Source organism: Arthrobacter sp. B055-34 (assembly GCF_059090425.1).
Genome location: NZ_JBNHFQ010000010.1, coordinates 35,789 through 60,489, shown reverse-complemented (window position 1 = coordinate 60,489; position 24,701 = coordinate 35,789). Strand labels below are relative to the sequence as shown.

Below are 24,701 nucleotides of genomic sequence, written 5' to 3'. Positions count from 1 at the left end.
GGTGCCTATAGTGAGGGCATGACATCTCGTTCCCAGCCGACCGCCGCCGTGCTGCTCGCCGCGGGAGCAGGCACCCGGCTGGGCCACGGGCCGAAGGCGCTGCTGGAATACCGGCAGGAACCGCTCGTCTCCTACCTGGCATCCGTGCTGTGGAACGGCGGATGCACTGAAATCGTGGTGGTCCTCGGAGCAGGAGCCGATCAGGTCCGCCGGCAAGCCGATTTGTCCGGCTGCCTTGTGCTGGACAATCCCCACTGGTCCGGCGGCATGGGCAGCTCCTTCCGGCTCGGCGCAGCCGCGGTGCCATCGGGATTCCACATGCTGGCCGTACTGGTGGACCAGCCAGGCCTCACGTCTGCCATAGTCAGGAGGCTGCTGGACAGCCATAAGCCCGGCCGTGTCACCGCGGCCGCCTACCGGGGAACGGACGGCGAATTGCAACGCGGCCATCCGGTGCTGTTCGATGCGGCGCTCATGGCGCAGGCTGCGGAAGCGGCGAGCGGCGACAGCGGCGCCCGCGGCTTTCTGCAGGACCATACGTACCTGATCGATCTCGTGGACTGCTCGGATGAGTCCGACGGCGGCGACGTCGACACCGCCGCCGACCTTTACCGTCTGGAATGACAGCCCGGCCCGACCGGGCGGTGCATGGACGGCTTGCCAGGCCGGCGGCAGGTTCGACCGGAAACGGGCCCTAAACTTGCACCATGACTGCATCCTTCACGATCCGGCCGGCGCGTACCTCCGATGTTGCCGAGATCCGCCGTCTGGTGAAGCCGCTGGCCGACAAGCGTGTGCTGCTGGAGAAGGAAGCCGTGGCCTATTTTGAGAGCATTCAGGAGTTCAAGATCGCCGAGGCTTCCAACGGCGAAGTAATTGGTTGCGGGGCACTCCACGTGATGTGGGAAGACATTGCCGAAGTGCGCACTCTTGCCACCTCATCGACTTGGCGTGGCCACGGGGTGGGACGGGCGCTGCTCGAGGCCCTGCTGGCCGAGGCTGTCAGTCTGGGCGTCAACCGGGTCTTCTGCCTGACTTTCGAAGTGGACTTCTTTACCCGGCACGGCTTCGAGGTCATGGCCGACCAGTCCGCAGTTGACCCCGAGGTTTATTCGGAACTGCTGCGTTCGCACGATGAAGGCGTCGCCGAATTCCTGGACCTGGCCCGGGTCAAGCCGAACACTTTGGGAAATACCCGGATGATTCGGGCGGTCTAACCGCCACGAGGGATGGACAGCCCAAAGCTGCATGTGCCACGGTGAAGATGTTGGGAATGACCAGCAAGCGGACGGGCCGATCTCCCGATCGGTCTGTCTCTCGATCGAAAGTGAGAACGCTACGGGTATTGACGACATCACCAACGCAGCCAAAGGTGCCTTCGGAAATGATGAGGGCGGCGACGAACAGGGTGGCGGCCTCGGAGGCCGCGCCAACGAGGCAGTAGACAACGCACAGGAGCAGCACGGCGAAAAGCTCGGCGGCTTCGGCGACCAGGCAAACGAAGCTGTCGACGGTGCCCAGGAGCGCTTCGGCGGCGGCCAGCAGGAAGAAGGACAGTAGCCATGGGTTTGGGCGACAGGATCGAGAACAAGGCACAGGAAGCCAGCGGCAAGATCAAGGAAAAGGCCGGCGACGCCACGGATAACCCGGATCTGCAGGCCGAAGGCCAGCTGGATCAGGCTGAAGCTAAAATCAAGGATGTCGGCGAAGACGTGAAGGACCGCCTGGACGGCGACCCGAACCACTGAATCTGGAGATCACCCACAGGTCGGAAAGGGAAGGACGAAATGTCCTTCCCTTTCCCGCCGGGGAGATCTATTTTGCACTCAGTCCCGATGGGTCAAGGGTCAACGCCAGCTGCTGCGCTTCGCCCGGGCAGTCTTCGCCGTTAGGAAAGACTGTTTCCGTCGCAACGGAAAGCGGGTCCGTTTCGACCTGCGTGCCATCCTGACGGGTCATGTAGACGAGGACTTGGACCTCGCCCGCAGGCAGCGAGTCGAGCTGTGCGAAGCCGGTTAACGTGCCGTCCGGCGTGGACGTAGCCGAGCAAACTGCGTCCGGTTGATCCGACTCGCATCCCAGATCGACCACGCGTTCGCCCGGGTGCAGATCAAGCGGAAACCTTTCGCAGGTGCCGTCCCAGCAAACCTGTATCTCCGCCCCGCGGACGTCGTCGGCAAGCTCCTGTCCAACCGTGAGGCCAACTCCGGACACTGCCCCGATTTCCGTACAGGCGTGGCCCTCAGAGCCGGTGGAGGCACCGCAACCGGTAACCAGTACCAGCAAGGCGGCTACCGCCGTCGTTGTTAGGGAGCTTCCCTCCCGGCGGTTCAGCCGCATACTGCGAGCTTAGAAGCGGCAGCTGCTGCAGCCAAGCCTCAATTTGGTAACCGCACGCCGCTGCCGGCTGTTTCGGCGAGTCCGTCCGCGAGCAGCCCGTCCAACGAACGTGCCAGCTGCTCGTCGCTGGCCCCGAGCGAACGCAGCTTAGTGAGGTGGACCGCATGCCCCGAGCCGTGGTCCACAAGATCCACCGTGCCCAGCAGCACCTCGCGCAGGACCGGCGTTTCCGCCTCGCGGAGCACGGCCATCATGGCGCCGCGCACTTGCCGGTCCGTACCGGCCCAGGCCTGTCCCTTGGGCACATAATGCGGCTCGGGTTGCCCGGCGGCTACCCAGGCACACTGCTCCCGTACCGGGCAGGAGCCGCATTTGGGGGAGCGCGCAGTGCAAACCAAGGCTCCGAGTTCCATCACGGCGGCATTCCATGCCTTGGTCTCCTGGCCGGGCATGAGCGCGGCCGCCAGCTTCATCTCCGCCGACGTCAGCGACGGTGCCGGCAGGGCGCTGCCCGTGACGGCGCGGGCGTGGACGCGGCGGATGTTGGTATCCACCACGGTTTCCGGGCGTTCGAAGGCGAAGGAAGCGATCGCGGCGGCGGTATAGGTGCCGATGCCCGGCAACTGCAGGAGTTCCTCCCGGCTGTCCGGAACCCGCCCACCGTGCCGGTCCACGATCGCTGCGGCGGCAGAGTGCAATCGGAGCGCCCGACGGGGATAACCCAGCCGACCCCAAGCGCGGAGAGCTTCGCCGCTAGGTTCGGCCGCCAGCGCGGCAGGGGTCGGCCACCGCTGCATCCACTGCTCCCAGACCGGGAGCACACGGACCACGGGGGTCTGCTGGAGCATGAATTCGCTGACCATGATGCCCCACGGGCTGCACTGGGACTCCCGCCACGGCAGCTCGCGCGCATTGTCGGCGAACCAGGACGTGATCTGTTCATGCAGATACCGCGTCTGATCTGGCGCCGGAGCCGGGTTTGCGTGCGTGATCGTGTGGTTGGGCATGGCATTCCTTGTCTGTGACCACCAATACCTTACTGCCTCGGCGTGGTGTTACCGCTCCGGCCGCGCAACTGTCTCTAGCCTTAAGGTATGGCAGGTACAGGGACGGGATCATCGCGCGGCAGCGGTGCCTCGGCGACCCGCAATACCCCACCTTCCGGCCGCAAGCCGAGCCCGGCCGTCTACCGCAGACGCAGGCTGGCGCTTCTGATCGCAGTCCTGCTCGTTCTGGCCCTGCTCGTTGCCGTCGGATTCTGGATCGCCAGCCTCTTCGGCGGCGGGAGCCAGCCCGTAGCGGACAACGACGACGGCGGCGGCAGCGTTCCAGTGACGTCCTCGCCGGCGGCTTCCCCCAGCCCGATGGCCAGTGCAGCCTGCGACGAGTCCAAGATTTCCGTGACCGCATCCACGGATGCCCCGGCCTATGCGGCCGGTGAGAATCCGATCCTGATCCTCGAAGTTGCTAACAAGGGCGACTCCGCTTGCGAGGTCAACGTGGGCACCGATGCCATGGAGTTTCTGGTGACCAGCGGTGAAGACCGCATCTTCTCGTCGAAGGACTGCGCCGTGGATACCAGCGAACTGATGCGGACCATCGAGCCGGGCGAAAGTGAACGGGCGCAGTTCACCTGGGAGCGCAACCGGAGCGCCCCGGGATGTAAAGCAGTCAACGCCAATCCGCAGCCCGGTACCTATGTCCTGACGGCAAAACTGGGACCATGGACCAGCGACAAAATCGTGTTCGACCTGCAATGAGCCAAGCAGGCCCTTTTGCCCCGGCGGCGAAGGGGCTGTCCCGCTCCTACATAAAGCGGTCGAGGAGGCTGGTCTCGGCGATTCGGGAGAGTCCTTCGCGGATGACGCGGGCGCGCTGCTCGCCGATTCCGTCCACGGCCATCAGGTCATCGATGTTTGCCGCCATCAGGTTCTGCAGGCCACCGAAGTGGTCCACCAAGCGGTCCGCCACGGCCCGCGGAACGGACTTCACCGCCGAGAGCAGCCGGTAGCCGCGCGGCTGGACAACCGCTTCCAGTGAGTCCACGCCGGGCTGGAAGCCCAGGACGCTGGCAATCCGCCCCAGATCGATCAGGTCGGTGGAGCTGAACGTGCGCAGGGATTCCAGGGCAGGCTCGACGTCGATGCCGCCCTTGACCTCGGCGTAGTCGCGCAGAATCATTTCGCTGTCGGGGCCGAGCCCGGAGGTGAGCTCATCGAGTTGCAGGGACAGCAGCCGTCCGTCGACGCCGAGTTCCAGTACGTACTGGGAGATTTCCTCCGAAATCCGCCGGACCATTTCCTGACGCTGCAAAGTCACGGCGACGTCCCGCAGCGTGACCATGGCCTCGATCTCCAGGGCCGAAAGCGAGCTGGTCACCTGGTCCAGACGGGCGCGGTAGCGTTCCAGCGTGGCGAGGGCTTGGTTGGCCCGGGCCAGCACCGGCTCCGAACCTTCGAGCACATGCCGGATTCCGTCGACATACAGGGCAATGATCTGCATGGACTGGCTGACCGAAATCACCGGCAGCCCGGTCTGGATGGCCACCCGCTCGGCCGTTCGGTGCCGGGTGCCCGATTCCTGCGTGGGGATGGACGGGTCCGGAACCAGCTGGACGGCGGCTTTGATGATGTTCGTAGCGTCCTGGTCGCAGACAATCGCCCCGTCCATTTTGGCCAGCTCCCGCAGACCTGTGGGCGAGAAGCCGATGCCGATGTCGAACCCGCCGCTGCTGATCGACTCCACCTGCTTGTCATAGCCGAGGACGATCAGGGCGCCCGTGCGACCGCGGAGAATCCGTTCCAGTCCGTCGCGCAGCTGAGTGCCCGGAGCGACACGTGCCAAGGTAGCCTTCAAGGCGTCCTCGGGGCTCTTAGCCATGAAGTTTCCTTTGATCAGTCGGTCGCAGTGCAGTCGGGCGGGAGCCCGCGGCCTCCGGTTCCGGAAACGCTGCGGGAAACAGCCATTAGGCACCATAATATGCCGACGAGGCGCGCGTCGCCGCCGCGGTTGCACAGGACTGCTGCTATGGCGGGAGCCGTGCGCCAGGTACAGCCCGCCTAAATGGGGCTGGCAGTGCCCGCGCCGAAGAGCAGATCCAGCGCCTCGGCCACGGTGCCGACCTCCTTGACGCGAAAGCCCTTGGGCACCTGCCCGGGCCCGCCGTGGGAAGAAGGGACGACGGCATGGGTGAAGCCGAGCCGTTCCGCTTCCTGGATGCGCCGGCCGATTCCGGGCACGGGCCGGACCTCGCCGGCCAGTCCCACCTCGCCGAAAGCGATCAAGCCCTTGGGCAGCGGCTTGTTGCTTTTGGCCGAGGCGATGGCCAGCGCCGTGGCCAGATCAGTGGCCGGTTCCGTCAGCTTCACGCCGCCGACGGTGGCTACGTAGCTGTCATCCTTGTGCAGCGACATGGCTGCACGGCGCTGCAGCACGGCCATCATCATGGCCACCCGGGAGGAATCAAGGCCGCTCGTGGCCCGGCGCGGCTGCGCATTGGAGGTCTCCGCGAGCAGCGCCTGCACCTCGGCCAGCAGGGGCCGGCGGCCCTCCAGGGTCACCGTGATGCAGGTACCGGAAACCGGCTCCGCCGCCGTCGACATGAACAGCCCACTCGGATCAGCCAGTCCTTCGATCCCCTCTTCGGTCAGGTCGAAGCAGCCCACTTCGTCGGTGGGGCCGTAGCGGTTCTTGATGGCGCGAAGCAGCCGCAGCCTGGAGTGCCGGTCTCCCTCGAACTGGCAGACCACATCCACGAGGTGTTCCAGCAGGCGGGGCCCGGCAATGGAACCGTCCTTGGTGACATGGCCAACCAGGATGGTGGTCATGTTCCTGGTTTTCGCCGCGTTAATCAGCGAGGCAGCCACTTCGCGGACCTGGGTGACGCCGCCGGCGCTCCCTTCGACCGCGGAACTGCTCAGGGTCTGGACCGAATCCACGATGAGCAGCGAAGGGTCCGTCTTTTCGATCTGACCCAGCGCGATGCCCAGATCCGATTCTGCGGTCAGGTACAGCGAGTCAGCGATGGCGGAAATGCGTTCGGCGCGCAGCTTGACCTGCGCGGCTGATTCCTCGCCGGTGATGTACAGGACATCCTTGGCTAGTCCGGCGACCCGCGCGGCCACGTCGAGCAACAGGGTGGACTTACCCACGCCCGGCTCGCCCGCCAGCAGGATGACGGCGCCGGGCACCAGTCCGCCGCCCAGCACCCGGTCCAGTTCGCCGATACCGGTGGCCTGAAAAGCCGCTGTCGAGGCGTCCACGTCCGCGATGCGCTGCGCAGGATTCGCTACGGCGGCGGCCGGCGTCGTTCTTGAAATGACGGCCCCGGCCTCCTCCACAGTGCCCCAGGCCTGGCACTCGCCGCAACGGCCTACCCACTTGACGGTGCTCCAGCCACATTCGGCACATCGGTAGGCGGGCGCTTTGGCGCGTGCGGTCTTCGAACTCATGGAATCAGGCTAACGGAACGGTGTGACAATCCCGGCCAGTCACAGTTTGGGCAGGTACGCGGCCGCTTCGTCATGGGTCAGCCCGGTCGCCTCGAGGAGGTCGACCATGAGCGGGCGAAAGACGAGGACCAGGCCTTCACCTTCCAGCCTCTGGATGCCCAGGGTCTTCGGATGCAGGCGAGTGGCCACGGCGGCCAGTTCGTTCCGGGCAGAGCTGAGCCGGCGTTCGCGAGCACCGCCGTCCGGGTCCGACAGGCCCGCGGAGAGGACCTCGACGGCGTCGGCGGCTTCCAGCAGCACCTCGGCGAAGGACTCGATGGCGTCGTCGGTCATCGCCGCGTGGTTGATGGCCGAAGTCAGGCGCCGGGAGAAGACCCGGCTGTTGCGCATGGCCAGATCGATCATCTCCGCAGACTTCTGCAGGTCGCCCACTTCTTCGCGGTGGCGGCGGTACGCGGGGGAAATCCGGGCCACTTCCTGCGCGCCCGAAAAGGACGTGCGGACCTCGTCGATCAGCTTCTGCGAGGCGCGAGCCCGGACCAGGGCGTGCCAGGCCAGCGTGGAGTCGCTGCGGCTGAGCGCATTGGAGCATTCGCGCAGCACCGACGCCAGCTCGTTGAGCAGCTTCTGCAGGTTGGTTTTCGGGGCGGACCGCGGGTCGCCCGGGATCAGCATGGTCACGATCAGCGCCATTGCACCGCCGACCACCGCATCCAGGCTCCGGGTGAACGGTCCGCCGTCGGGAGCCGGCAACAGCACCACCAGCACGGACTGGAGGCCCATCTGGGTCGAGAAGATGGATCCGCTGTCGAGAAAACGCGCCAGCAGGATGGAGATCAAGAGGACGGCGGCGGCCTGCCAGATTCCGGAGCCGAGGAAATGCAGGAGCAGATCACCGACGGCGATGCCCAAGGTGCAGCCGATGGCCACTTCCATGACCTTGCGGAACCGCGGACCGGTGGCGAAGCCCAGTGCCACCAGCGACGCCGTTGCAGCGAACAGCGGACCCTCGTGGCCCAGGAGCTGCTCGGCGATCACGTAGGCGGCGACGGCACAGAGTGTCATCCGTGCAGCCGGAAACAGAGAAGCCTTGCTCCGGCTGAAACCCACGCGGGTGCGGTTGCGCAGGAAAGTACGGGCTCGGGAGAGAGGGCCGCCGGTACTCATGGGTTCAGTCTAGGCGGGAAGCCGGGGGCCTTCGGAACTGTGCCGCTGTGCGTCGTACGAGTGCCAGGAAAGGCTCTGGGTGGCTGGTCCTCTAATACGATTTCCATCACAAAAGCAACAGCACCGAAGGCGATGTTAGCGAATGGCCCGCATCTGTTCACTTTCCGTTCATTTTCACCCGCCAATCTCGTTACCTGACACGAATAGCTTCGTAGAAGTACGAAACCGCACGGCCATCACCGCGCATTTCGTCCATCTCGTTTGCTAACCCTGAAAGGGACCCAAAGTGAAGGCATTCCGCTTCGGCCGCGCGGCCGCAGTACTTTCCGTAGCAGCACTGGCCCTGACCGCCTGCGGCTCCGACAACGCCACCGGCTCGCAGGCGGAGGCCGGCGGCAGCGCCGCGGCAGCCGAAGGCGTCTCCGGCACGCTGTCCGGCGCCGGCGCCTCTTCCCAGGACTCGGCCATGCAGGCTTGGATCGCCGGTTTCCAGGCGCAGAACCCCGAAGCGAACGTCCAGTACTCCCCGGACGGCTCCGGCGCCGGCCGCGACAACTTCCTGGCCGGCGGCGTGCAGTTCGCCGGTTCGGATGCGTACATGGACGAAGAAGAGCTGGAGAAGTCCAAAGAGGTCTGCGGACCCGAGGGTGCCTTCCACATCCCGGGCTACGTTTCCCCGATCGCTGTTGCCTTCAACCTTGAGGGTGTCGAGGAGCTGAACCTCGACGCCGAGACCATCGCCAAGATCTTCCGCGGCGAGATCAAGAACTGGAACGACGAGGCCATCGCCGCTCTGAACGAGGGCGTGGAACTGCCGGATACCCCCGTTACCGTTGTCCACCGCGCTGACGACTCCGGTACCACTGAGAACTTCGTGGAGTACCTCTCTGCCGCCGCTCCCGACGTCTGGACCGACGAGCCCTCCGACGCCTGGCCTGCAGACATCGTGGCCGAGAACGCCCAGGGCACCTCCGGCGTCGTCTCTGCCGCCAGCGCCACCGATGGCGCCATCACATACGCCGACGCGTCCGCCGTCGGGGATCTGGGTACCGTCAAGGTCCAGGTCGGCGAAGAGTTCGTGGGCTACAGCCCCGAGGCTGCAGCGAAGGCCGTTGAGGTTGCCACGCCTGTTGAGGGCCGCAGCGACGTCGATATGTCCCTGGATCTCAAGCGCGACACCACCGAATCCGGGGCCTACCCGATCGTGCTGGTTTCCTACCACATCTACTGCAGCACGTACTCTGACCAGGAGACCGTTGACCTGGTCAAGGCCTTCGGCAACTACGTGATCAGTGAAGAAGGCCAGCAGGCTGCTGCCGACTCCGCCGGTAGCGCACCGCTCTCCGAGAACCTGCGCGAGCAGGCCGGAACCGCTCTCGAATCCATCTCGGTGGCTTCGTAGCAACGCACGCAGGGGAGCCCCGCCGTCGAAAATGACGAGCGGGGCATCCCCGTGTCAGGGAGCCGACGTTGCTCCCGTGGACAAAACAGTGAAAACTGACAAAAGCCAGACCGCTAGAAAACAGGAGCCCGAAGGGTTGTGAAGTGTCCAACACATTGACAGAAAGCGGCAGCAGAGGCCGTGCCGGAGATAAGGTTTTCTCCGGCATTGCATTGTTCGCCGGCTGCCTGATTCTCTTCGTCCTTTTCTGCGTGGCGGTATTCCTGCTGTGGCAGGCCCTTCCGACCTTTGCCGCGGATCCGGCCCAGATCACCGGCGGGAACGGCTTCTGGAGCTACATCTGGCCTATCGTGATCGGCACGCTCATCGCCGCCGCGATCGCGCTGCTGATTGCTACCCCGATCTCCATTGGCGTGGCTCTATTCATCTCGCACTACGCCCCGCGGAAGCTGTCCCAGGGCCTCGGCTACGTCATCGACCTGCTTGCCGCCATCCCCTCGGTGGTTTACGGCGCGTGGGGCATGACCGTGCTTGCGCCCGCCCTGGTGGGCCCCTACGTCTGGCTGGCGGAGAACGCCGGCTGGATCCCGATCTTTGCGGGCCCGGCGAGCCAGACCGGCAAGACCATGCTGACCGCCGGCATCGTGCTCTCCGTCATGGTGCTGCCGATCATCACCTCGCTCAGCCGGGAGATCTTCCTGCAGACGCCCAAGCTGCACGAGGAAGCCGCGCTGGCGATGGGTGCCACCCGCTGGGAAATGATCCGGATGACCGTCTTCCCCTTCGCCCGCGCCGGCATCATCAGTGCCGTCATGCTGGGCCTGGGCCGCGCCCTGGGCGAAACGATGGCGGTGGCCATGGTGCTCTCCGGCGGCGGCCTGATCGCCAGCCTGATCCAGAGCGGAAACCAGACCATCGCGGCCGAAATCGCGCTGAACTTCCCGGAGGCTTTCGGGCTGCGCCTCGCGGAGCTGATTGCCGCCGGCCTGGTCCTGTTCGTCATCACCCTGGCCGTGAACATGGTCGCCCGCTGGATCGTTAGCCGTCACAAAGAATTCTCGGGGGCAAACTAATGTCACAAACCGCTACGCGCACGCCTTCGCCGCTGCGCAAGAACACGCTGACCAAGAACCAGTTGCCGAAGTGGGCCATCTGGGCCGTGCTGGCCGGCTCGTTGGTGCTCGGCGCTGCAATTTCCTCGCTGATCGGCTTCCACGTGGTCGGCTGGGCGCTGTTCTCCGCCGTCATCTTCGTGATCGCCGGGTTCCTGGTCACGCTGTCCGTTGAGGGAGAGCGCAAGGCAAAGGACCGCTTCGCGTCCAACCTGATCTACGCGGCGTTCATCGTGGCGCTGGTGCCGCTGTTCTCCGTCATCTGGACAGTCCTGGAAAAGGGCCTTCCCGGCATGACCTCCAACTTCCTGTTCACCTCCATGAACGGCATGACCGGCGTGGTGGACAACGAGACCGTCGAGAACGGCACCCCGGTGCTCGGCGGCGCCTACCACGGCATCGTCGGCACGGTCCTGATCACCTTCTGGGCGACCGTCATATCGGTGCCGGTGGGCCTGCTGACCGCCGTCTACCTCGTTGAATACAGCAAGGGCGGCTCGCTCTCCCGCGGCATCACCTTCTTTGTCGACGTCATGACCGGCATCCCGTCGATCGTGGCCGGCCTGTTCGCGGCGGCGCTCTTCGGCCTGATCTTCGGCCCGTCCACGCGTACCGGCTTTGTGGCCGCCGTGGCGCTGTCCGTGCTGATGATCCCCGTGGTGGTGCGTTCCACCGAGGAAATGCTCAAGATCGTGCCCAACGAGCTGCGCGAAGCGTCCTACGCCCTCGGCGTGCGCAAATGGCGCACGATCGTCAAGGTCGTGGTGCCGACGGCGATCTCGGGTATTGCTTCCGGCGTCACCCTGGCCATCGCCCGGGTCATCGGCGAGACCGCTCCGCTGCTGGTCACCGCCGGCTTCGTCAACAGCATCAACTTCAACGCGTTTGCGGGCTGGATGACCACCCTGCCGACGTTCATCTACCGGCAGCTGATGAACCCCACCTCGCCGACGAGCATCGATCCGAGCGCCCAGCGGGCCTGGGCGGCGGCACTGCTGCTGATCCTGATCGTCATGCTACTCAACCTGATCGCCCGGGTTATTGCCCGCCTCTTCGCCCCCAAGACCGGCCGCTAAGCCTCCACCTGCGTCCAAGAGAAGGAACACTATGTCCAAGCGTATCGACGTCAATGATCTGAACGTCTATTACGGAAATTTCCGGGCCGTTGAAGGCGTGAACATCAACATTGAGGCTCGGTCCGTCACCGCGTTCATCGGGCCCTCCGGCTGCGGCAAATCCACCTTCCTGCGGACCCTGAACCGTATGCACGAGGTGCTTCCGGGCGCCCGGGTCGAGGGCGAAGTGCTCCTGGATGGGGAAAACCTCTACGGGCCCGGCGTCGATCCGGTCACCGTGCGCAGCCAGATCGGCATGGTCTTCCAGCGCCCGAACCCGTTCCCCACCATGTCCATCCGGGACAACGTCCTGGCGGGCGTGAAGCTGAACAACAAGCGCATCAGCAAATCGGATGCGGACGCGTTGGTGGAGAAGTCGCTGACCGGCGCCAACCTGTGGAACGAGGTCAAGGACCGTCTGGACAAGCCGGGCTCCGGTCTCTCCGGCGGCCAGCAGCAGCGTCTGTGCATTGCCCGCGCCATTGCCGTCTCCCCGCAGGTGATCCTGATGGACGAGCCGTGCTCGGCCCTTGATCCGATCTCGACGCTTGCCATCGAGGACCTGATCGAGGAACTGAAGACCGAATACACCGTGGTGATCGTGACGCATAATATGCAGCAGGCCGCCCGTGTCTCGGACAAGACGGCGTTCTTCAACATCGCCGGCACCGGCAAGCCCGGCAAGCTGATCGAATACAACGACACGCCCACCATCTTCAATAACCCGAGCGAAAAGTCCACCGAAGACTACGTCTCCGGCCGCTTCGGCTAACCAACAGCGCCCCGGTACTCATCCGGGTCTGCACAGCTGCCCACGGCGGCACCCGGCGGTTTACACGCCATCCGGGTGCCGCCGTCGTGCTTTGGCTGAACCTACAGCAGCGGATCCAGCGCGAGGTAGAGGACCGCGCCCATGGTTGCTGTCGCGACGGCGGTCATGACCCAGGTGAGGAAAACGCGGTTTGCCACACGCCAGCGGACGGCGTCGAAACGCTGGTTGGCGCCGGCGCCCAGGATGGACGAGGTCATAGTGTGCGTGCTGGAAAGCGGGATGTGCAGCGCCATCCCGCCGAAAAACAACATCGCCGAACTCACGCCCTGCGCCACGGCGCCGCGCAACGGATCCATCCGCACCAGCCGGTAGCCCAGCGTGTGCGAGAGGCGCCAGCCGCCGAACAGGCTGCCGGCGGCCAGCAGGGTCGCCGCGAACAGCTGGACCCACAGCGGCATCCGGTCCCCGGCATCCACTCCCGCAGCGACCAGCGCCAACAGCAGCACGGCCATGGTCCGCTGCCCGTCCTGGAGCCCGTGCCCCAAGGCAAAAGCACCGGCGAGGATGGATTGGAGCATCCGGTTGTTTTCGTTGGCCCGTTTCGGCGCGGTGTAGCGGGAAATCCAGGTCAGGGGAAACACCACAACGTAGGAAATGGCGAAGGCGATGACGGGGGAGAGCAGCAGCGGCAGGACTATCTGCGTGCCGATGAAATTGTCCCCGGCGATGATGTTGTGCCCGCCCAGGAAGGCCGAAGCCGCGCCGGAGCCCACCAGCCCGCCCACCAGTGCGTGCGTGGACGAGGAAGGCATCCGCCGCCACCAGGTGTAGATTCCCCAGCCGCAGGCGCTCAGGAGGCCGGCTATGAGGATCCCGAGGCCCTCAGGCCCTTCCGGCAGGCCGATCCAGGCCTCGCTGACCAGCAGGGCCAGGCCGGTGGAGATCATCGCGCCGGCAAAGTTGAAAAAAGCCACGAGAACGACGGCGATGCTCGGCGTGAGTGCGCGGGTGCGGACAGCAGCGGCGACGGCATTGGAGACGTCATGGAAACCGTTGATGAAGGCGAAGGATCCGGCGAAGACGACGACTGCTGCGAACAGGAACAGCTCCACCTACGATTCCTTGATCAGAATCTGGCCCACGTGGTTCGAAACGCGCCGCAAGTCCTTGGTGACTTCCACGAGTTGGTTGGCGACGTCCCGGTGGCGCAGGTAGTTCGGAGTCTTCAGCTCCTTCTGCGCCTCCGCGGTCCAGTTCCGGTGGGTCCGCTCCGCACGCTTGGCCAGCCGCAGCATTTCCACGTAGTACTCATCCAGATCCAGCAGGGAACTCAGCCGCCCCATCGCGTCCCGGGTCAGCTCCGACATGCGGGCGATGACCTCCAGTTGCTCCGACGCCCTGGTGGAAAGCCGTTTGACCCGGTTCAGGGCGATCAGCTCGGCGGCGCCGTCGAGCTTTTCGTAGGCCTCCACGATGTACCGGGAGATCTGGAACAGGTCCTCGCGGGGCAGCGGCGTGATGAAGCTGGTGCGCACGTGTGTCATCAGCGCGAAGTGAAGTTCGAAAACCTTGGCATCATGCTGGTGCAGCTCTTCGGCAAGCCGATCGTAGTCATCTGCCGACGCACCGAGGATCTCGGAGAGCGTGGTGACGCCGTGGGGGATTTGACCCGCCATCTCGGTCAGCAGATCCAGGCTCTTGTTCTCCTGGGGGAAAAGGCTTAGCTTCACTGTTTCACCGAAGGTCTCTAGCTGTGGAAGAAAACTGCGGAGCTGAGGGCGTCCGCAAGGCTAAGAGTATCGTCTGAAAGTGAACAAAAATAATGGTGCCGAACTGGGAGCGCCTCTCGGCGGATGGCCGCTCAAAGCGGCTAAAAGTTGGAGCCCGGGGCTGCCACAGTTCGACACCACCTTCAGTTTTCTACGCCTGAGCATCGATGTCAACCACCGCGGAATAACGGGGAAAAAACGCTAAATCTGCTGGAAAATCAGGCCGGACAGGGCTAACATGCCCCGCATTCAACGGCCTTGCTCGGCCGTGCTGCGGGGCTCTAAGGGACTGTCTGCAGGCCTAGTCCAGCTCGCCGCGGCGCCAGGCAACCGCCGCCGCTTCGAGGTCCTCCGCCGTCTTGATCAGGCGGTGGGAACTCTGTGTGAGTTTTGCCGCATGGTTCTCATTGGCGGGTTCGGCGGCGTCCGCATGGTGCGTCTGGCCGAGGGCCACAACCCGGCAGAACGCAGCCGAACGGTCCAGTGCGACGTCGAAATCGCCGTCGAAGGCTCCGGACAGAATGGTGTCCGCCATTCTGGTAACTTCGTCCGCTCCGGGAGGCTCGGCAACACCTGCTACCACCTTGGAAACTTCGGCGACGTCCTTGCCGGCCTTGAAGAAGGCGGACATGCGCTCGGGGTTCTGCTGGGTGGCGGTGCGCAGGGCATAGAGGCGCCAGAGCGCGCCGGGCAGCGACCGTGCGGGACTTTCGGCCCACATCTCAGCAATGGCTTCGAGGCCCTGCTGGTCCGCTAGCTTGACCAGTCGCTTGGTGATCTCCGGGTCATCCGATTCCCGGCCATGGTGGACCAGTGCCTGCGCCGCCAGATGGGCTGCTTCGGAAACCCGTGCCGGGTCCGCCCCGCCGGTGAATCCTTCGAAGTCCAACGGAGCAAATGGCTTTGGCTTATGCGGCCGCGGTGCGTCAATTCCGTTGTTTCCGTCCATGCCATGACGATACTCCTACGGCTCATATCGGTCGAGGACCGGCGATTCATACGTAGGGGCATGGGTGCGATAAAGTAAGTAGCGGTCGATTTGGTCCGGGTCTTGTATCCGGCCGGATGGCTGGCGGGCCTTTAGCTCAGTTGGTAGAGCATCGGACTTTTAATCCGCGGGTCGCGGGTTCGATCCCCGCAGGGCCCACCGCTGCAGTACCCCTGCCAGACGCTATGTCGGGCAGGGGTACTGCCGTTTAACCGGAGCCTCCGGATGCCTGAATCGGCCGCTTGGGGTGGCTGGCGCTCCCCGGCAGCCGACCTTTTACGCCGAGATGTCGATTTTGTCACATCCCAAATGTCACAGAATGGTAACGATAATTATCCCGGCGATCTCCGCCGCCGTCATTTCGCCGATTGCCAATCAAAATAAGGCCAAAGCCGGAATGCATCGTAGAGGGTGCGGAGACCCTTGAGTGCCGAAAACGTGTCAAATCCGCCAATCTCGGGTTGATTATCATCCAGATCTCGTTACGGTCGAATAGATGGTTCAAGAACTCGCAGAAACCCAGACACGTCCGAGGCTAGAAGCAAAATTCCGTAAACCAACCCTGAATGATGGCGCTGCATTGTGGCGCATGGCGAAGGACTCCCAGGTCCTCGATTTGAATTCGTCCTATTCCTATTTGCTGTGGTGCCGCGACTTTGCGGAGACGTCAGTCGTCGCCACCATTGATGATGAACCGGCCGGTTTTGTTACCGGCTTCGTGCGCCCCGATGAGCCCGGCACCTTGATGGTGTGGCAGGTTGCGGTGAACCAAGCGTTCCGAGGTCAGAAACTCGCCGCCTCCATGCTCGACGAGCTGGCCGCACGGCTGGATTCCGACTTCGTTGAAACGACGATCACCGACGACAATGCTGCATCCATGCGGCTGTTCTCCAGCTTTGCCGAACGCCGGAATGTTCCGTTGGAGCGCGACCCCCTGTTTACCCGGAGCATGTACCCCGACGGCCATGACACGGAATTCCTATTCCGAATCGGCCCACTGAACTAGGTATTTATTGCCTGCTTGTCCTGCTTTTTCTCCGCAGTTTTGCTCCAGTTCTCAGTTTGTTAATCCGCGGCTGCATTTCGCGTACCTCCCAAGAGGTCGAAGCGGCCGCACCACATGAAGGAAGTTCTTTCTCATGACAGATATTTTTGAAACGCTTGAATCAGAGGTCCGTGGATATTGCCGCAGCTGGCCCGCCGTTTTCGAACGCTCGCAGGGCAGCACCATGTACGCCGAAGACGGCAAGGAATACCTTGACTTCTTCTCCGGCGCCGGCGCGCTGAACTACGGCCACAACAACCCGCTGCTGCTCGAGCCGCTGCTGGACTACCTGCGCAGCGGTGCCGTGGTGCACTCGCTGGACATGAAGACCCCGGCTAAGCGCCGCTTCCTGGAAACCTTCCAGGAGGTCATCCTCAAGCCGCGCGGCATGGACCACAAGGTCATGTTCCCCGGCCCCACCGGCACCAACTCGGTCGAGGCCGCCCTGAAGCTGGCCCGTAAGGTCACCGGCCGCCAGCACATCCTTAGCTTCACGAACGCGTTCCACGGCATGACGCTGGGTTCGCTGTCCGTCACGGGCAACTCGATGAAGCGCAAGGGCGCCGGCATCCCGCTGACCAACAGCTCCAAGATCCCCTACGACGACTATTTCGACGGCGAGACCGCGGACTTCCTGTGGCTGGAGCGCGTGCTCGAAGACAGCGGTTCCGGCGTGGATAAGCCCGCCGCCGTCATCGTGGAGACCGTCCAGGGCGAAGGCGGCCTCAACGCCGCGCGCCTGAGTTGGCTCAAGGGCCTGTCCGAGCTGTGCAAGAAGCACGACATTTTGCTGATCGTCGACGACGTCCAGGCCGGCTGCGGCCGCACTGGCACGTTCTTCAGTTTCGAGGACGCCGGCTTCACCCCGGACATCATCTGCCTGTCCAAGTCCATCTCCGGCTTCGGCCTGCCGCTGGCGCTGACCTTGTTCCGTCCGGAACTCGATGTCTGGGAGCCGGGCGAGCACAACGGAACGTTCCGCGGCCACAACCCGGCCTTCGTGACCGGCACCGCTGCACTGAACACGTACTGGCGCGATGACGCCTTCCAGCAGCAGGTTGCTGCCCGCATCGGCCAGCTGCACGACGGTCTTGAGCGCCTCGCCGCTACGGTTGAGGGCGCCAGCGTCCGCGGCCGCGGCCTGCTGGCCGGGGTGTTCTTCCCGGACACCGAAACCGCCGGCAAGATCGCAGCCGCTGCCTACGAGCAGGGCCTGCTGGTGGAAACCTCCGGCCCCGAGAGCGAAGTTGTCAAGCTTATGCCGGCACTGACCATCACCGCTGAGGAGCTGGAGCGCGGTCTCGAGATCCTGATCGAGGCTGCCAAGACCGTCACCGGTGCACGCGAATTGGTCGGCGCGCTCTAACCAGCGCCGCTGCCCGAAGATTTACCCCAAGACTTAAGGAGCATCCATGCTTGTTGTGAACCTGAACGATCTGAACGACACCGACCGCGACGTGAAGTCCGAAACCTGGCGCAGCCGCCGTATGGTGCTGGCCAAGGAGGGCGTGGGCTTCTCGTTCCACGACACCGTGATCTACGCCGGTACGACGTCGACGTTCCACTACGCGAACCACATCGAGGCCGTCTACTGCGTACAGGGTGAAGGCACGCTGACCAACGAGGTCACCGGTGAAGTCCACGACCTGCGGGACGGCACGATGTATCTGCTGGACGGCAACGAGAAGCACACCGTGCGCGCCACCACCGAGCTGCGCATGGCCTGCGTGTTCAACCCGCCGGTCACTGGACGCGAAGTCCACGACGAAAACGGCGTCTACCCGCTGGTGGTTGAAGAACCAGCCCACTAAGACCCCCGGTCAGGTAAAAAGTCCGATCAGCCCAAAGCTGGCCGGGCTTTTTCCTTATCGGTAGCAAAAAAGGAAAACGAGGAGGATAGGAATGACTGCAACAGCAGAACCACGCATTGATGTTTATCCGACACGTGTGGCAGAAAAGCCCAGCGTCCAAGCCCGTGAAGACAAGGTTGTCTGGGGAACTGCGGCTGAGGGACCCATGGATGAGGCCACGCTCGCCGGTTACGAGGCAAAGGGCTACCTCACCGTCGAGCAGCTCATCACGCCGGAGGAACTCGAGGCCTTCCGGGCGGAACTGAAGCGGCTTTCCGAAGATCCGGTGGTCCGCGCGGACGAGCGCACCATCGTGGAGGCCAAGTCGCAGGAAGTCCGCTCGATCTTCGAGGTGCACAAGATCAGCGAGGTCTTCAAGCGGATTGCCAATGACCCGCGGGTGGTCGGCCGGGCCAAGCAACTGCTCGGCTCGGACGTGTACATTCACCAGTCCCGCGTGAACTTCAAGCCCGGCTTCGAGGGCAAGGATTTCATGTGGCACTCCGATTTCGAGACCTGGCACGCCGAGGACGGCATGCCGCGGATGCGCGCCGTGAGCATCTCGATCTCGCTGACGGACAACTACTCCTTCAACGGGCCGCTGATGATCATGCCCGGTTCGCACAAGGAGTACATCTCCTGCGACGGCAACACGCCGGAGGACAACTATAAGAAGTCCCTGGTGATGCAGGGCGCCGGCGTCCCGGACAAGATGATCCTGACCGAATTCGCCGACCGCTTCGGCATCGACGTGCTCGAAGGCAAGGCCGGCGGCGCGATCATGTTCGACTGCAACTGCATGCACGCCTCGAACGGAAACGTCACGCCGTTCTCGCGCTCCAACGTGTTCATCGTCTTCAACAGCGTGGAGAACACCTGTGAAAAACCGTACTCCGCCGGCGCACCGCGTCCGGAGTTCGTCGGGGCAACGGACTTCACGCCGGCGGGCTGATATTCCATAGCCCGTCCACCTACAGCTGCGGCCCGTCTGGCAAAGGCGGGCCGCAGCTGTTTAATGCTAGAGCCAAGCGGCCAGCTTCGGTTACGTGCCCGCAACCTGCTCGGCGGTCTGCTCCAGCACCCGGCGGAATGCCAGGATGGCCGGCCGGTGCGCGCTGGCGTGGCGGACGGAGGTGAAGACAGTGCGCCGCGGCTGGCCCGGAAGCTCCAGCAGCTCGCAACTGGTGCTCCGGCCGGTCCAGACCAGGTCGGGCATGAAGGCCACGGCGTTGCCGGATTCGATCAGGCGGATCTGGGCCTGCAGGTCCGCGGTCTCGTAGCGCACGTCCGGTTCGAAGCCGGCGGTGCGGCAGGCCTGTTCCGCCCAATGCCGGGAGGCTGCGCCGCGCGGCTCCATCACCCACGGCAGGTTCCGGGCATCGTCCACTGAGGTGACGGGGCGGCGGCTGCTCTCCAGCGGCGGGGCGGCCAGCCGGATGGCGTCCGTGGTGAGGCGCGTGCGGTCCAGCTCCGGGTGGTGCGGGGCCGCATGCCCGGGGTATTGCTCCGCGACCACCAGGTCGAAGTCCCGGGCCCAGGTCTCATACAGCGCGGTTTCCGGTTCCCGCTGCACCATTTCGATCCGCACCTCCGGATAACCGGCGTTCATGGCGCTCAGGGCATCGGGCATCAGCGCCAGCGCGGCGGATTGGAACACGGCCACGCGCACGGTGCCGGTAACGGTGGTCAGCGACGCGGCCAGATCCGTCTCTGCCCGCTCCAGCGTCTGGAGCAGCTCGGCTGTATGGGCCACCAGGACTTCGGCCTGTGGGGTCAGCTGCACCTTGCGCCCGGTCTTGCGCAGCAGCTCCACCCCGGCCTCCTTCTCCAGCAGCGCGAGCTGCTGGGATACCGAAGACGGGCTGAAGTTTAGCGCCGCGGCGACTTCGGCGAGGGTGCCGCGGATCTTCAGCTCGCGCAAGAGGCGTAGCCTGCGTACGTCCAGCATGGCGCTCCTATTATTCGTACTAACCAACGGATAATGATCGGAAAACATCACTTTATCTAATCGAACCAGGGACGCATACTGGGGGAAGAAGGTACTAACTGCCCCGTTCGACAAGGAGCCGAAACGCCATGACAGATGTCCTGAAAGAGCCCGCCGCACAGCCCCAAGCGCTGGCCGACGCACAGGTCCACGACCTGGCCGAGGATGCCATCAAGCTGGTCCGCCACTGGCTGACCGAGGCATCCAAGATCCCTGTCGACACCTCCGCCCAGCAGCTGGCCGGCGTCCTCAAGGATCCCAACGGCCTGGACTTCACCGTCGGTTTCGTCGACGGCGTGATCCGCCCCGAGGACCTCAACGTCGCGGCACGGAACCTCGCGGCGCTCGCGCCCAAGGTCCCGTCCTTCCTGCCCTGGTACATGCGCAGCGCGGTCCGCCTCGGCGGCGCTATGGCGCCGGCCATGCCCCAGGTGGTCATCCCGATTGCCCGCCGGGTACTGCGCGAAATGGTGGGCCACCTGATCGTGGATGCCACCGATGCCAAGCTCGGTCCCGCGATCGCCAAGATCAAGAAGCACGACGTCGGCCTGAACGTTAATCTGCTCGGCGAGGCAGTGCTGGGCCGGCACGAGGCATCCCGCCGGCTCGAGGGAACCCACAAACTGCTGGCGCGGGACGACGTCGACTATGTCTCCATCAAGGTGTCCTCCACCGTGGCCCCGCACTCGCCGTGGGCGTTCGACGAGGCGGTCGAGCACGTCGTCGAAAGCCTGACGCCGCTGTACCGGCAGGCCGCGGAGGCAGCCACGCCCAAGTTCATCAACCTGGACATGGAGGAGTACAAGGACCTCGAGATGACCATCGCGGTCTTCACCCGGATTCTGGACAAGCCCGAGTTCAAGAACCTCTCCGGCGGCATCGTCCTGCAGGCCTACCTGCCCGACGCGCTGTCCGCGATGATGCGCCTGACCCAGTGGGCGCAGGCCCGGCGCGCCGCCGGCGGTGCCCCGATCAAGGTCCGCGTGGTCAAGGGCGCCAACCTGCCCATGGAGCATGTTGAGGCCTCGCTGCATGACTGGCCGCTGGCCACCTGGAACACCAAGCAGGATTCGGACACCAACTACAAACGGATCATCAACTACTCGCTGCAGCCGGACCGCGTGGACGCCGTCCGCATCGGCGTGGCAGGCCACAATCTGTTCGACGTCGCCTTCGCCTGGCTCCTGGCCAAGCAGCGCGGCATTCCCGCCGAGCAGAAGGCAATCGAGTTCGAGATGCTGCTCGGCATGGCGCAGGGGCAGGCGGAAGCAGTCAAGCGCGACGTCGGTTCGCTGCTGCTCTACACGCCGGTGGTGCAGCCGCAGGAATTCGACGTCGCTATCGCCTACCTGATTCGCCGCCTCGAGGAGGGTGCGAGCCAGGAAAACTTCATGTCCGCCGTTTTCGAACTGAGCGAAAACGAGGCGCTCTTCGAACGCGAGAAGCAGCGCTTCCTCGCCTCGCTGGAGAACCTGGACAACGCCGTTCCGCTGCCCAACCGGCGGCAGGACCGTAATGTGGCGGAAGCCCCTGCTCCCCGGGACAGCTTCCGCAACACCCCGGACACGGATCCGTCCCTGCCTGCCAACCTCGCCTGGGGCCGCGCCATCCTGGATCGCGTGCCCGGATCTACCTTGGGCATCGAGGCCGTCGAAGCCGCTACCCTCAGGACCCCGGACCAGCTCGAAAAGGTTGTTTCCGCCGCCGTCGAGCGTTCGAAGGCCTGGGGCGACATGACCGGTGCCGAACGCGCCGAGGTCCTCCACCTGGCCGGCGACAAGCTCGCCGCCAACCGCGCAAAGCTCATGGAAGTTGCCGCCGCCGAAGCCGGCAAGACGCTGGACCAGTCCGACCCGGAGGTCTCCGAGGCGATCGACTTCGCGCACTACTACGCCGAACTGGCGCGCAAGCTGGACTCGGTGGACGGGGCCACCTTCGTCCCGTCGCGGCTGACCGTGGTGACGCCGCCGTGGAACTTCCCGGTGGCCATCCCCGCGGGGTCCACGCTGGCAGCGCTCGCCGCGGGCTCCGCCGTCGTCATCAAGCCGGCCAAGCAGGCCCGCCGCACCGGCGCGGTCATGGTCGAAGCGATCTGGGAGGCGTTCGATGAGGCCGGCATCCCGCGCGATGTGCTGCAGCTGGTGCAGCTGGAGGAACGCGATCTGGGCCGGCAGCTGATCTCGCATCCGGCCGTGGACCGCGTCATCCTTACCGGCGGCTACGAGACCGCCGAGCTGTTCCGCTCCTTCCGCCCGGACCTGCCGCTGCTGGCCGAGACGTCCGGCAAGAACGCCATCATCGTCACCCCCAGCGCGGACTTCGACCTGGCCGCCAAGGACGTGGTGCAGTCCGCCTTCGGCCACGCCGGCCAGAAGTGCTCGGCCGCCTCGCTGGTGATCCTGGTGGGCTCGGTGGCGCAGTCGCCGCGGTTCCGCAACCAGCTGGTGGACGCCGTCACCTCGCTCAAAGTGGGCTACCCGGTGGATCCGGCCACCCAGATGGGTCCGGTGATCGAACCGGCCAACGGCAAGCTGCTGGACGGCCTGACCAACCTCGGCGAGGGCGAAATCTGGCTGCTCAAGCCGGAGAAGCTGGATGAATCCGGCAAGCTCTGGAGCCCGGGCGTGCGCACCGGCGTCAAGCGCGGCTCGCACTACCACCTGACCGAGTTCTTCGGCCCGATCCTCGGCGTTATGACGGCCGAAACCCTAAAGGAGGCCGTGGCCATCCAGAACGAGATCGAGTACGGACTCACCTCCGGGCTGCACTCGCTGGACCCGGCCGAGCTGGACTACTGGCTGGAGAACATCCAGGCCGGCAACCTCTACGTCAACCGCGGCATCACCGGCGCCATCGTGCAGCGGCAGCCGTTCGGCGGGTGGAAGAAGTCCTCGGTGGGTGCCGGCACCAAGGCCGGTGGCCCCAACTATCTGGCCGGCCTGGGTGACTGGGAACCTGCCCGCAGCCACGCCGCCGCGGCCGTCTCCCACGACGGCGCCCGCCACCTGCTCGACGCGGCCCGGCTTTCCCACACTGCGGTGTCCGCCGAGGAAGCGGCGTTCCTGGAACGTTCGCTGTCCTCCGATGCCGAGGCCTGGGCCGCCGAGTTCGGCGCGGCCAAGGACGTTACCGGGCTGAGCGCCGAGCGCAACGTCTTCCGCTACCTGCCGCTGCCGGTGACCGTCCGCCTGGCCGAGGGTGAACCTTTGGCCAAGCTGGTCCGCGTGCTCGCCGCCGGAGTGTTGGCCGGTTCCGAGGTCAAGGTGTCCACCGCCGTCGAGCTTCCGGCCGCCCTGCGCGCCGTGGCGATCGATCGGAACATCGAGGTAACCACAGAGAACGACGCCGAGTGGCTGGCTCGTGCGGGCCGGTTCACCGCCGGACGCATCCGGCTGATCGGCGGTAACGCCAAGGCGCTCTCCGAGGCAACCGGGGGACGGGTGGACCTGGCGGTCTACTCTCATCCCGTCACCGAGGCCGGGCGGGTGGAAATGCTGCCTTTCCTGCACGAGCAGGCCGTCAGCATCACCGCCCACCGCTTCGGCACCCCGAACCACCTCTCGGACCAATTGATCTAGGTAGCACCCATGCGGGAGCCCACACTCCGGCTCCCAACCGGCAAACGACCGGCGGAATCCTTGCGGATTCCGCCGGTCGTTTTTTGTGCCCGGACAGATATGGTGAGGTCCCTCACCAGCGGTCATCGGGGTGTGCCAGCTCTGCTACTCTTGCCTTATCCACGGACCTCCCGGCCTATTCTCTGGCCGGTTGTAGATAACGGGTGGACACCTATTTGTTTTGATGAACTAGGAGTTCTCTATGCATTTGTCGCCCCGTGAGCACGAAAAACTCATGATTGTCGTTGCCGGTGACCTTGCCCGCCGCCGCCAGGCACGAGGCCTGAAACTCAACCATCCCGAGTCTGTCGCGCTTATTACCGCCGAACTTCTCGAAGGAGCCCGCGACGGGAAAACCGTCGCTGAGCTGATGAGCTACGGGACCACGGTTTTGACCAGGGAAGACGTCATGGACGGTGTCGCGGACATGATCGCGGACGTCCAGGTCGAGGCAACGTTCCCCGACGGTACCAAGCTCGTCACCGTCCACAATCCGATCCGCTGAGAGGAGGAGAGCCGATGAAACCCGGTGAATACATCCTCCGTACCGAAGAGATCATGTGCAACGAGGGCACTGAAATCCGGATCGTGAACGTCACTAACCGCGGGGACCGGCCCGTCCAGGTCGGATCCCACTACCACTTTGCCGAAGTCAATAACGCCCTGGAATTCGACCGCGAGGCCGGATGGGGGTTCCGGCTCGATATCCCCGCCGGAACGGCAGTGCGGTTCGAACCCGGCGACGCACGCAGCGTGCATCTGGTTGAGCTGGCCGGCACCCGCGAGGTCTACGGCCTGCAGGACCGGGTTAACGGATCGCTGGGCAAGATCGCACCGATGCTGGAGACCGAGGCGATCGGCGGCACAGCCGGCATTGATGCCGCGGCCGATCCCGAGATCGCGGCCGAGTACGACATTGACCTGCCCAACAGCGGCGAGCCGGCAAAGGGGTTCCACACCGACTTCGGCCTCGACCCGGTCGACGAATCTGTGAACCCCAAAGAAAAGGTGCTGGCGAAGGAAGCGGTCCGGTCAGCCGAAAAGGCAGAGCACGTCTCCGGCGACGGCGCCAGCGAGGAAGGTACC

General features: G+C 64.7%; 24 protein-coding genes, 1 tRNA gene and 1 pseudogene. 17 read left to right on the top strand and 9 right to left on the bottom strand.

All coding sequences use genetic code 11. The features are described 5' to 3' along the window. Nucleotides 1-18: 18 nt before the first annotated feature. The 4 genes from nboR (at nt 19) to AC5RWO_RS17640 (ending at nt 1,748) form a co-directional block, all read left to right on the top strand. On the top strand, nt 19-624 hold the full coding sequence (nboR, locus tag AC5RWO_RS17655) for a nicotine blue oxidoreductase (RefSeq protein ID WP_498732812.1): 606 nt from the start codon (nt 19-21) through the stop codon (nt 622-624). Nucleotides 625-707: 83 nt separating this feature from the next. After that, nucleotides 708-1,217, top strand: coding sequence for an amino-acid N-acetyltransferase (locus AC5RWO_RS17650; protein WP_498732811.1), 510 nt, complete (start codon nt 708-710; stop codon nt 1,215-1,217). A gap of 31 nt (nt 1,218-1,248) precedes the next feature. Next, the gene (locus AC5RWO_RS17645; RefSeq protein ID WP_498732810.1) at nt 1,249-1,560 is read left to right on the top strand and encodes a hypothetical protein; all 312 of its coding nucleotides are present in this window, start codon (nt 1,249-1,251) and stop codon (nt 1,558-1,560) included. A gap of 2 nt (nt 1,561-1,562) precedes the next feature. Next, entirely contained in the window at nt 1,563-1,748 is a 186-nt protein-coding gene (locus AC5RWO_RS17640; RefSeq protein ID WP_498732809.1) for a CsbD family protein, read from the top strand. 67 nt (nt 1,749-1,815) lie between these two features. Here the strand turns inward: AC5RWO_RS17640 and AC5RWO_RS17635 are convergent, their stop codons facing one another. Both AC5RWO_RS17635 and AC5RWO_RS17630 read right to left on the bottom strand, forming a co-directional pair. Next, nucleotides 1,816-2,340, bottom strand: a complete 525-nt coding sequence (locus tag AC5RWO_RS17635; protein WP_498732808.1) for a hypothetical protein — start codon at nt 2,338-2,340, stop codon at nt 1,816-1,818. A 38-nt stretch (nt 2,341-2,378) separates the two neighbouring features. Then, nucleotides 2,379-3,347: an HhH-GPD family protein gene (locus AC5RWO_RS17630; RefSeq protein WP_498732807.1), complete on the bottom strand. Its 969-nt coding sequence runs from the start codon at nt 3,345-3,347 to the stop codon at nt 2,379-2,381. 87 nt (nt 3,348-3,434) lie between these two features. On the opposite strand from AC5RWO_RS17630, the gene AC5RWO_RS17625 reads away from it, so the two are divergent. Next, nucleotides 3,435-4,100, top strand: a complete 666-nt coding sequence (locus AC5RWO_RS17625) for a hypothetical protein (protein WP_498732806.1) — start codon at nt 3,435-3,437, stop codon at nt 4,098-4,100. A gap of 46 nt (nt 4,101-4,146) precedes the next feature. On the opposite strand, the gene disA is transcribed toward AC5RWO_RS17625, so the two are convergent. The 3 genes from disA to AC5RWO_RS17610 form a co-directional block, all read right to left on the bottom strand. Further along, nucleotides 4,147-5,220 carry a DNA integrity scanning diadenylate cyclase DisA gene (gene disA, locus AC5RWO_RS17620; protein ID WP_498732805.1) on the bottom strand — a complete coding sequence of 358 codons (1,074 nt, stop codon included), beginning with the start codon at nt 5,218-5,220 and terminating at the stop codon, nt 4,147-4,149. Nucleotides 5,221-5,399: 179 nt separating this feature from the next. Then, entirely contained in the window at nt 5,400-6,791 is a 1,392-nt protein-coding gene (gene radA, locus AC5RWO_RS17615) for a DNA repair protein RadA (RefSeq protein WP_498732804.1), read from the bottom strand. Between the two features lie 39 nt (nt 6,792-6,830). Then, nucleotides 6,831-7,958 (bottom strand): FUSC family protein, encoded by a 1,128-nt coding sequence (locus tag AC5RWO_RS17610; RefSeq protein WP_498732803.1) that lies wholly within the window; start codon nt 7,956-7,958, stop codon nt 6,831-6,833. Between the two features lie 286 nt (nt 7,959-8,244). Between AC5RWO_RS17610 and pstS the strand changes: the two genes are divergently transcribed. The 4 genes from pstS to pstB all read left to right on the top strand — a co-directional run bounded on the left by pstS (nt 8,245) and on the right by pstB (nt 12,359). Then, entirely contained in the window at nt 8,245-9,360 is a 1,116-nt protein-coding gene (gene pstS / locus AC5RWO_RS17605) for a phosphate ABC transporter substrate-binding protein PstS (protein WP_498732802.1), read from the top strand. 143 nt (nt 9,361-9,503) lie between these two features. Further along, nucleotides 9,504-10,433 carry a phosphate ABC transporter permease subunit PstC gene (gene pstC, locus AC5RWO_RS17600; protein WP_498732801.1) on the top strand — a complete coding sequence of 310 codons (930 nt, stop codon included), beginning with the start codon at nt 9,504-9,506 and terminating at the stop codon, nt 10,431-10,433. Beyond that, nucleotides 10,433-11,548, top strand: coding sequence for a phosphate ABC transporter permease PstA (gene pstA / locus AC5RWO_RS17595; RefSeq protein ID WP_498732800.1), 1,116 nt, complete (start codon nt 10,433-10,435; stop codon nt 11,546-11,548). Before pstC ends, pstA begins: the two co-directional genes overlap by 1 nt. Nucleotides 11,549-11,579: 31 nt before the next feature. Beyond that, entirely contained in the window at nt 11,580-12,359 is a 780-nt protein-coding gene (gene pstB, locus AC5RWO_RS17590) for a phosphate ABC transporter ATP-binding protein PstB (RefSeq protein WP_074700195.1), read from the top strand. Nucleotides 12,360-12,460: 101 nt separating this feature from the next. Here the strand turns inward: pstB and AC5RWO_RS17585 are convergent, their stop codons facing one another. From AC5RWO_RS17585 to AC5RWO_RS17575, 3 genes are all read right to left on the bottom strand, one after another. After that, complete coding sequence (locus tag AC5RWO_RS17585) at nt 12,461-13,471, bottom strand: inorganic phosphate transporter (RefSeq protein WP_498732799.1); 1,011 nt, start codon at nt 13,469-13,471, stop codon at nt 12,461-12,463. Continuing rightward, nucleotides 13,472-14,089: a DUF47 domain-containing protein gene (locus AC5RWO_RS17580; RefSeq protein ID WP_074700193.1), complete on the bottom strand. Its 618-nt coding sequence runs from the start codon at nt 14,087-14,089 to the stop codon at nt 13,472-13,474. 340 nt (nt 14,090-14,429) lie between these two features. Continuing rightward, nucleotides 14,430-15,077 (bottom strand): hypothetical protein, encoded by a 648-nt coding sequence (locus tag AC5RWO_RS17575; protein ID WP_074700192.1) that lies wholly within the window; start codon nt 15,075-15,077, stop codon nt 14,430-14,432. A gap of 125 nt (nt 15,078-15,202) precedes the next feature. Between AC5RWO_RS17575 and AC5RWO_RS17570 the strand changes: the two genes are divergently transcribed. From AC5RWO_RS17570 to thpD, 5 genes are all read left to right on the top strand, one after another. Beyond that, nucleotides 15,203-15,275: transfer RNA gene (locus AC5RWO_RS17570), tRNA-Lys, on the top strand. A 337-nt stretch (nt 15,276-15,612) separates the two neighbouring features. Then, nucleotides 15,613-16,122: a diaminobutyrate acetyltransferase gene (ectA, locus tag AC5RWO_RS17565; protein ID WP_498732798.1), complete on the top strand. Its 510-nt coding sequence runs from the start codon at nt 15,613-15,615 to the stop codon at nt 16,120-16,122. 133 nt (nt 16,123-16,255) lie between these two features. Next, nucleotides 16,256-17,527 carry a diaminobutyrate--2-oxoglutarate transaminase gene (ectB, locus tag AC5RWO_RS17560; RefSeq protein ID WP_498732797.1) on the top strand — a complete coding sequence of 424 codons (1,272 nt, stop codon included), beginning with the start codon at nt 16,256-16,258 and terminating at the stop codon, nt 17,525-17,527. Nucleotides 17,528-17,573: 46 nt separating this feature from the next. Continuing rightward, nucleotides 17,574-17,972, top strand: a complete 399-nt coding sequence (locus AC5RWO_RS17555; RefSeq protein WP_074700189.1) for an ectoine synthase — start codon at nt 17,574-17,576, stop codon at nt 17,970-17,972. Between the two features lie 91 nt (nt 17,973-18,063). Beyond that, the gene (thpD, locus tag AC5RWO_RS17550) at nt 18,064-18,963 is read left to right on the top strand and encodes an ectoine hydroxylase (RefSeq protein WP_498732796.1); all 900 of its coding nucleotides are present in this window, start codon (nt 18,064-18,066) and stop codon (nt 18,961-18,963) included. 90 nt (nt 18,964-19,053) lie between these two features. Here thpD and AC5RWO_RS17545 read toward each other — a convergent pair whose 3' ends face one another. Further along, a complete protein-coding gene (locus AC5RWO_RS17545; protein ID WP_498732795.1) occupies nt 19,054-19,959 on the bottom strand; it encodes a LysR family transcriptional regulator in 906 nt (301 codons plus the stop codon). 128 nt (nt 19,960-20,087) lie between these two features. On the opposite strand from AC5RWO_RS17545, the gene AC5RWO_RS17540 reads away from it, so the two are divergent. The 3 genes and pseudogenes from AC5RWO_RS17540 to AC5RWO_RS17530 all read left to right on the top strand — a co-directional run. Further along, on the top strand, nt 20,088-23,576 hold the full coding sequence (locus AC5RWO_RS17540) for a bifunctional proline dehydrogenase/L-glutamate gamma-semialdehyde dehydrogenase (RefSeq protein ID WP_498732794.1): 3,489 nt from the start codon (nt 20,088-20,090) through the stop codon (nt 23,574-23,576). Nucleotides 23,577-23,817: 241 nt separating this feature from the next. Further along, nucleotides 23,818-24,120, top strand: coding sequence for an urease subunit gamma (locus tag AC5RWO_RS17535; RefSeq protein ID WP_139003877.1), 303 nt, complete (start codon nt 23,818-23,820; stop codon nt 24,118-24,120). A 14-nt stretch (nt 24,121-24,134) separates the two neighbouring features. Then, a pseudogene (locus tag AC5RWO_RS17530) lies at nt 24,135-24,563 on the top strand (urease subunit beta); the annotation flags it as partial. Between the last annotated feature and the right edge of the window lie 138 nt (nt 24,564-24,701).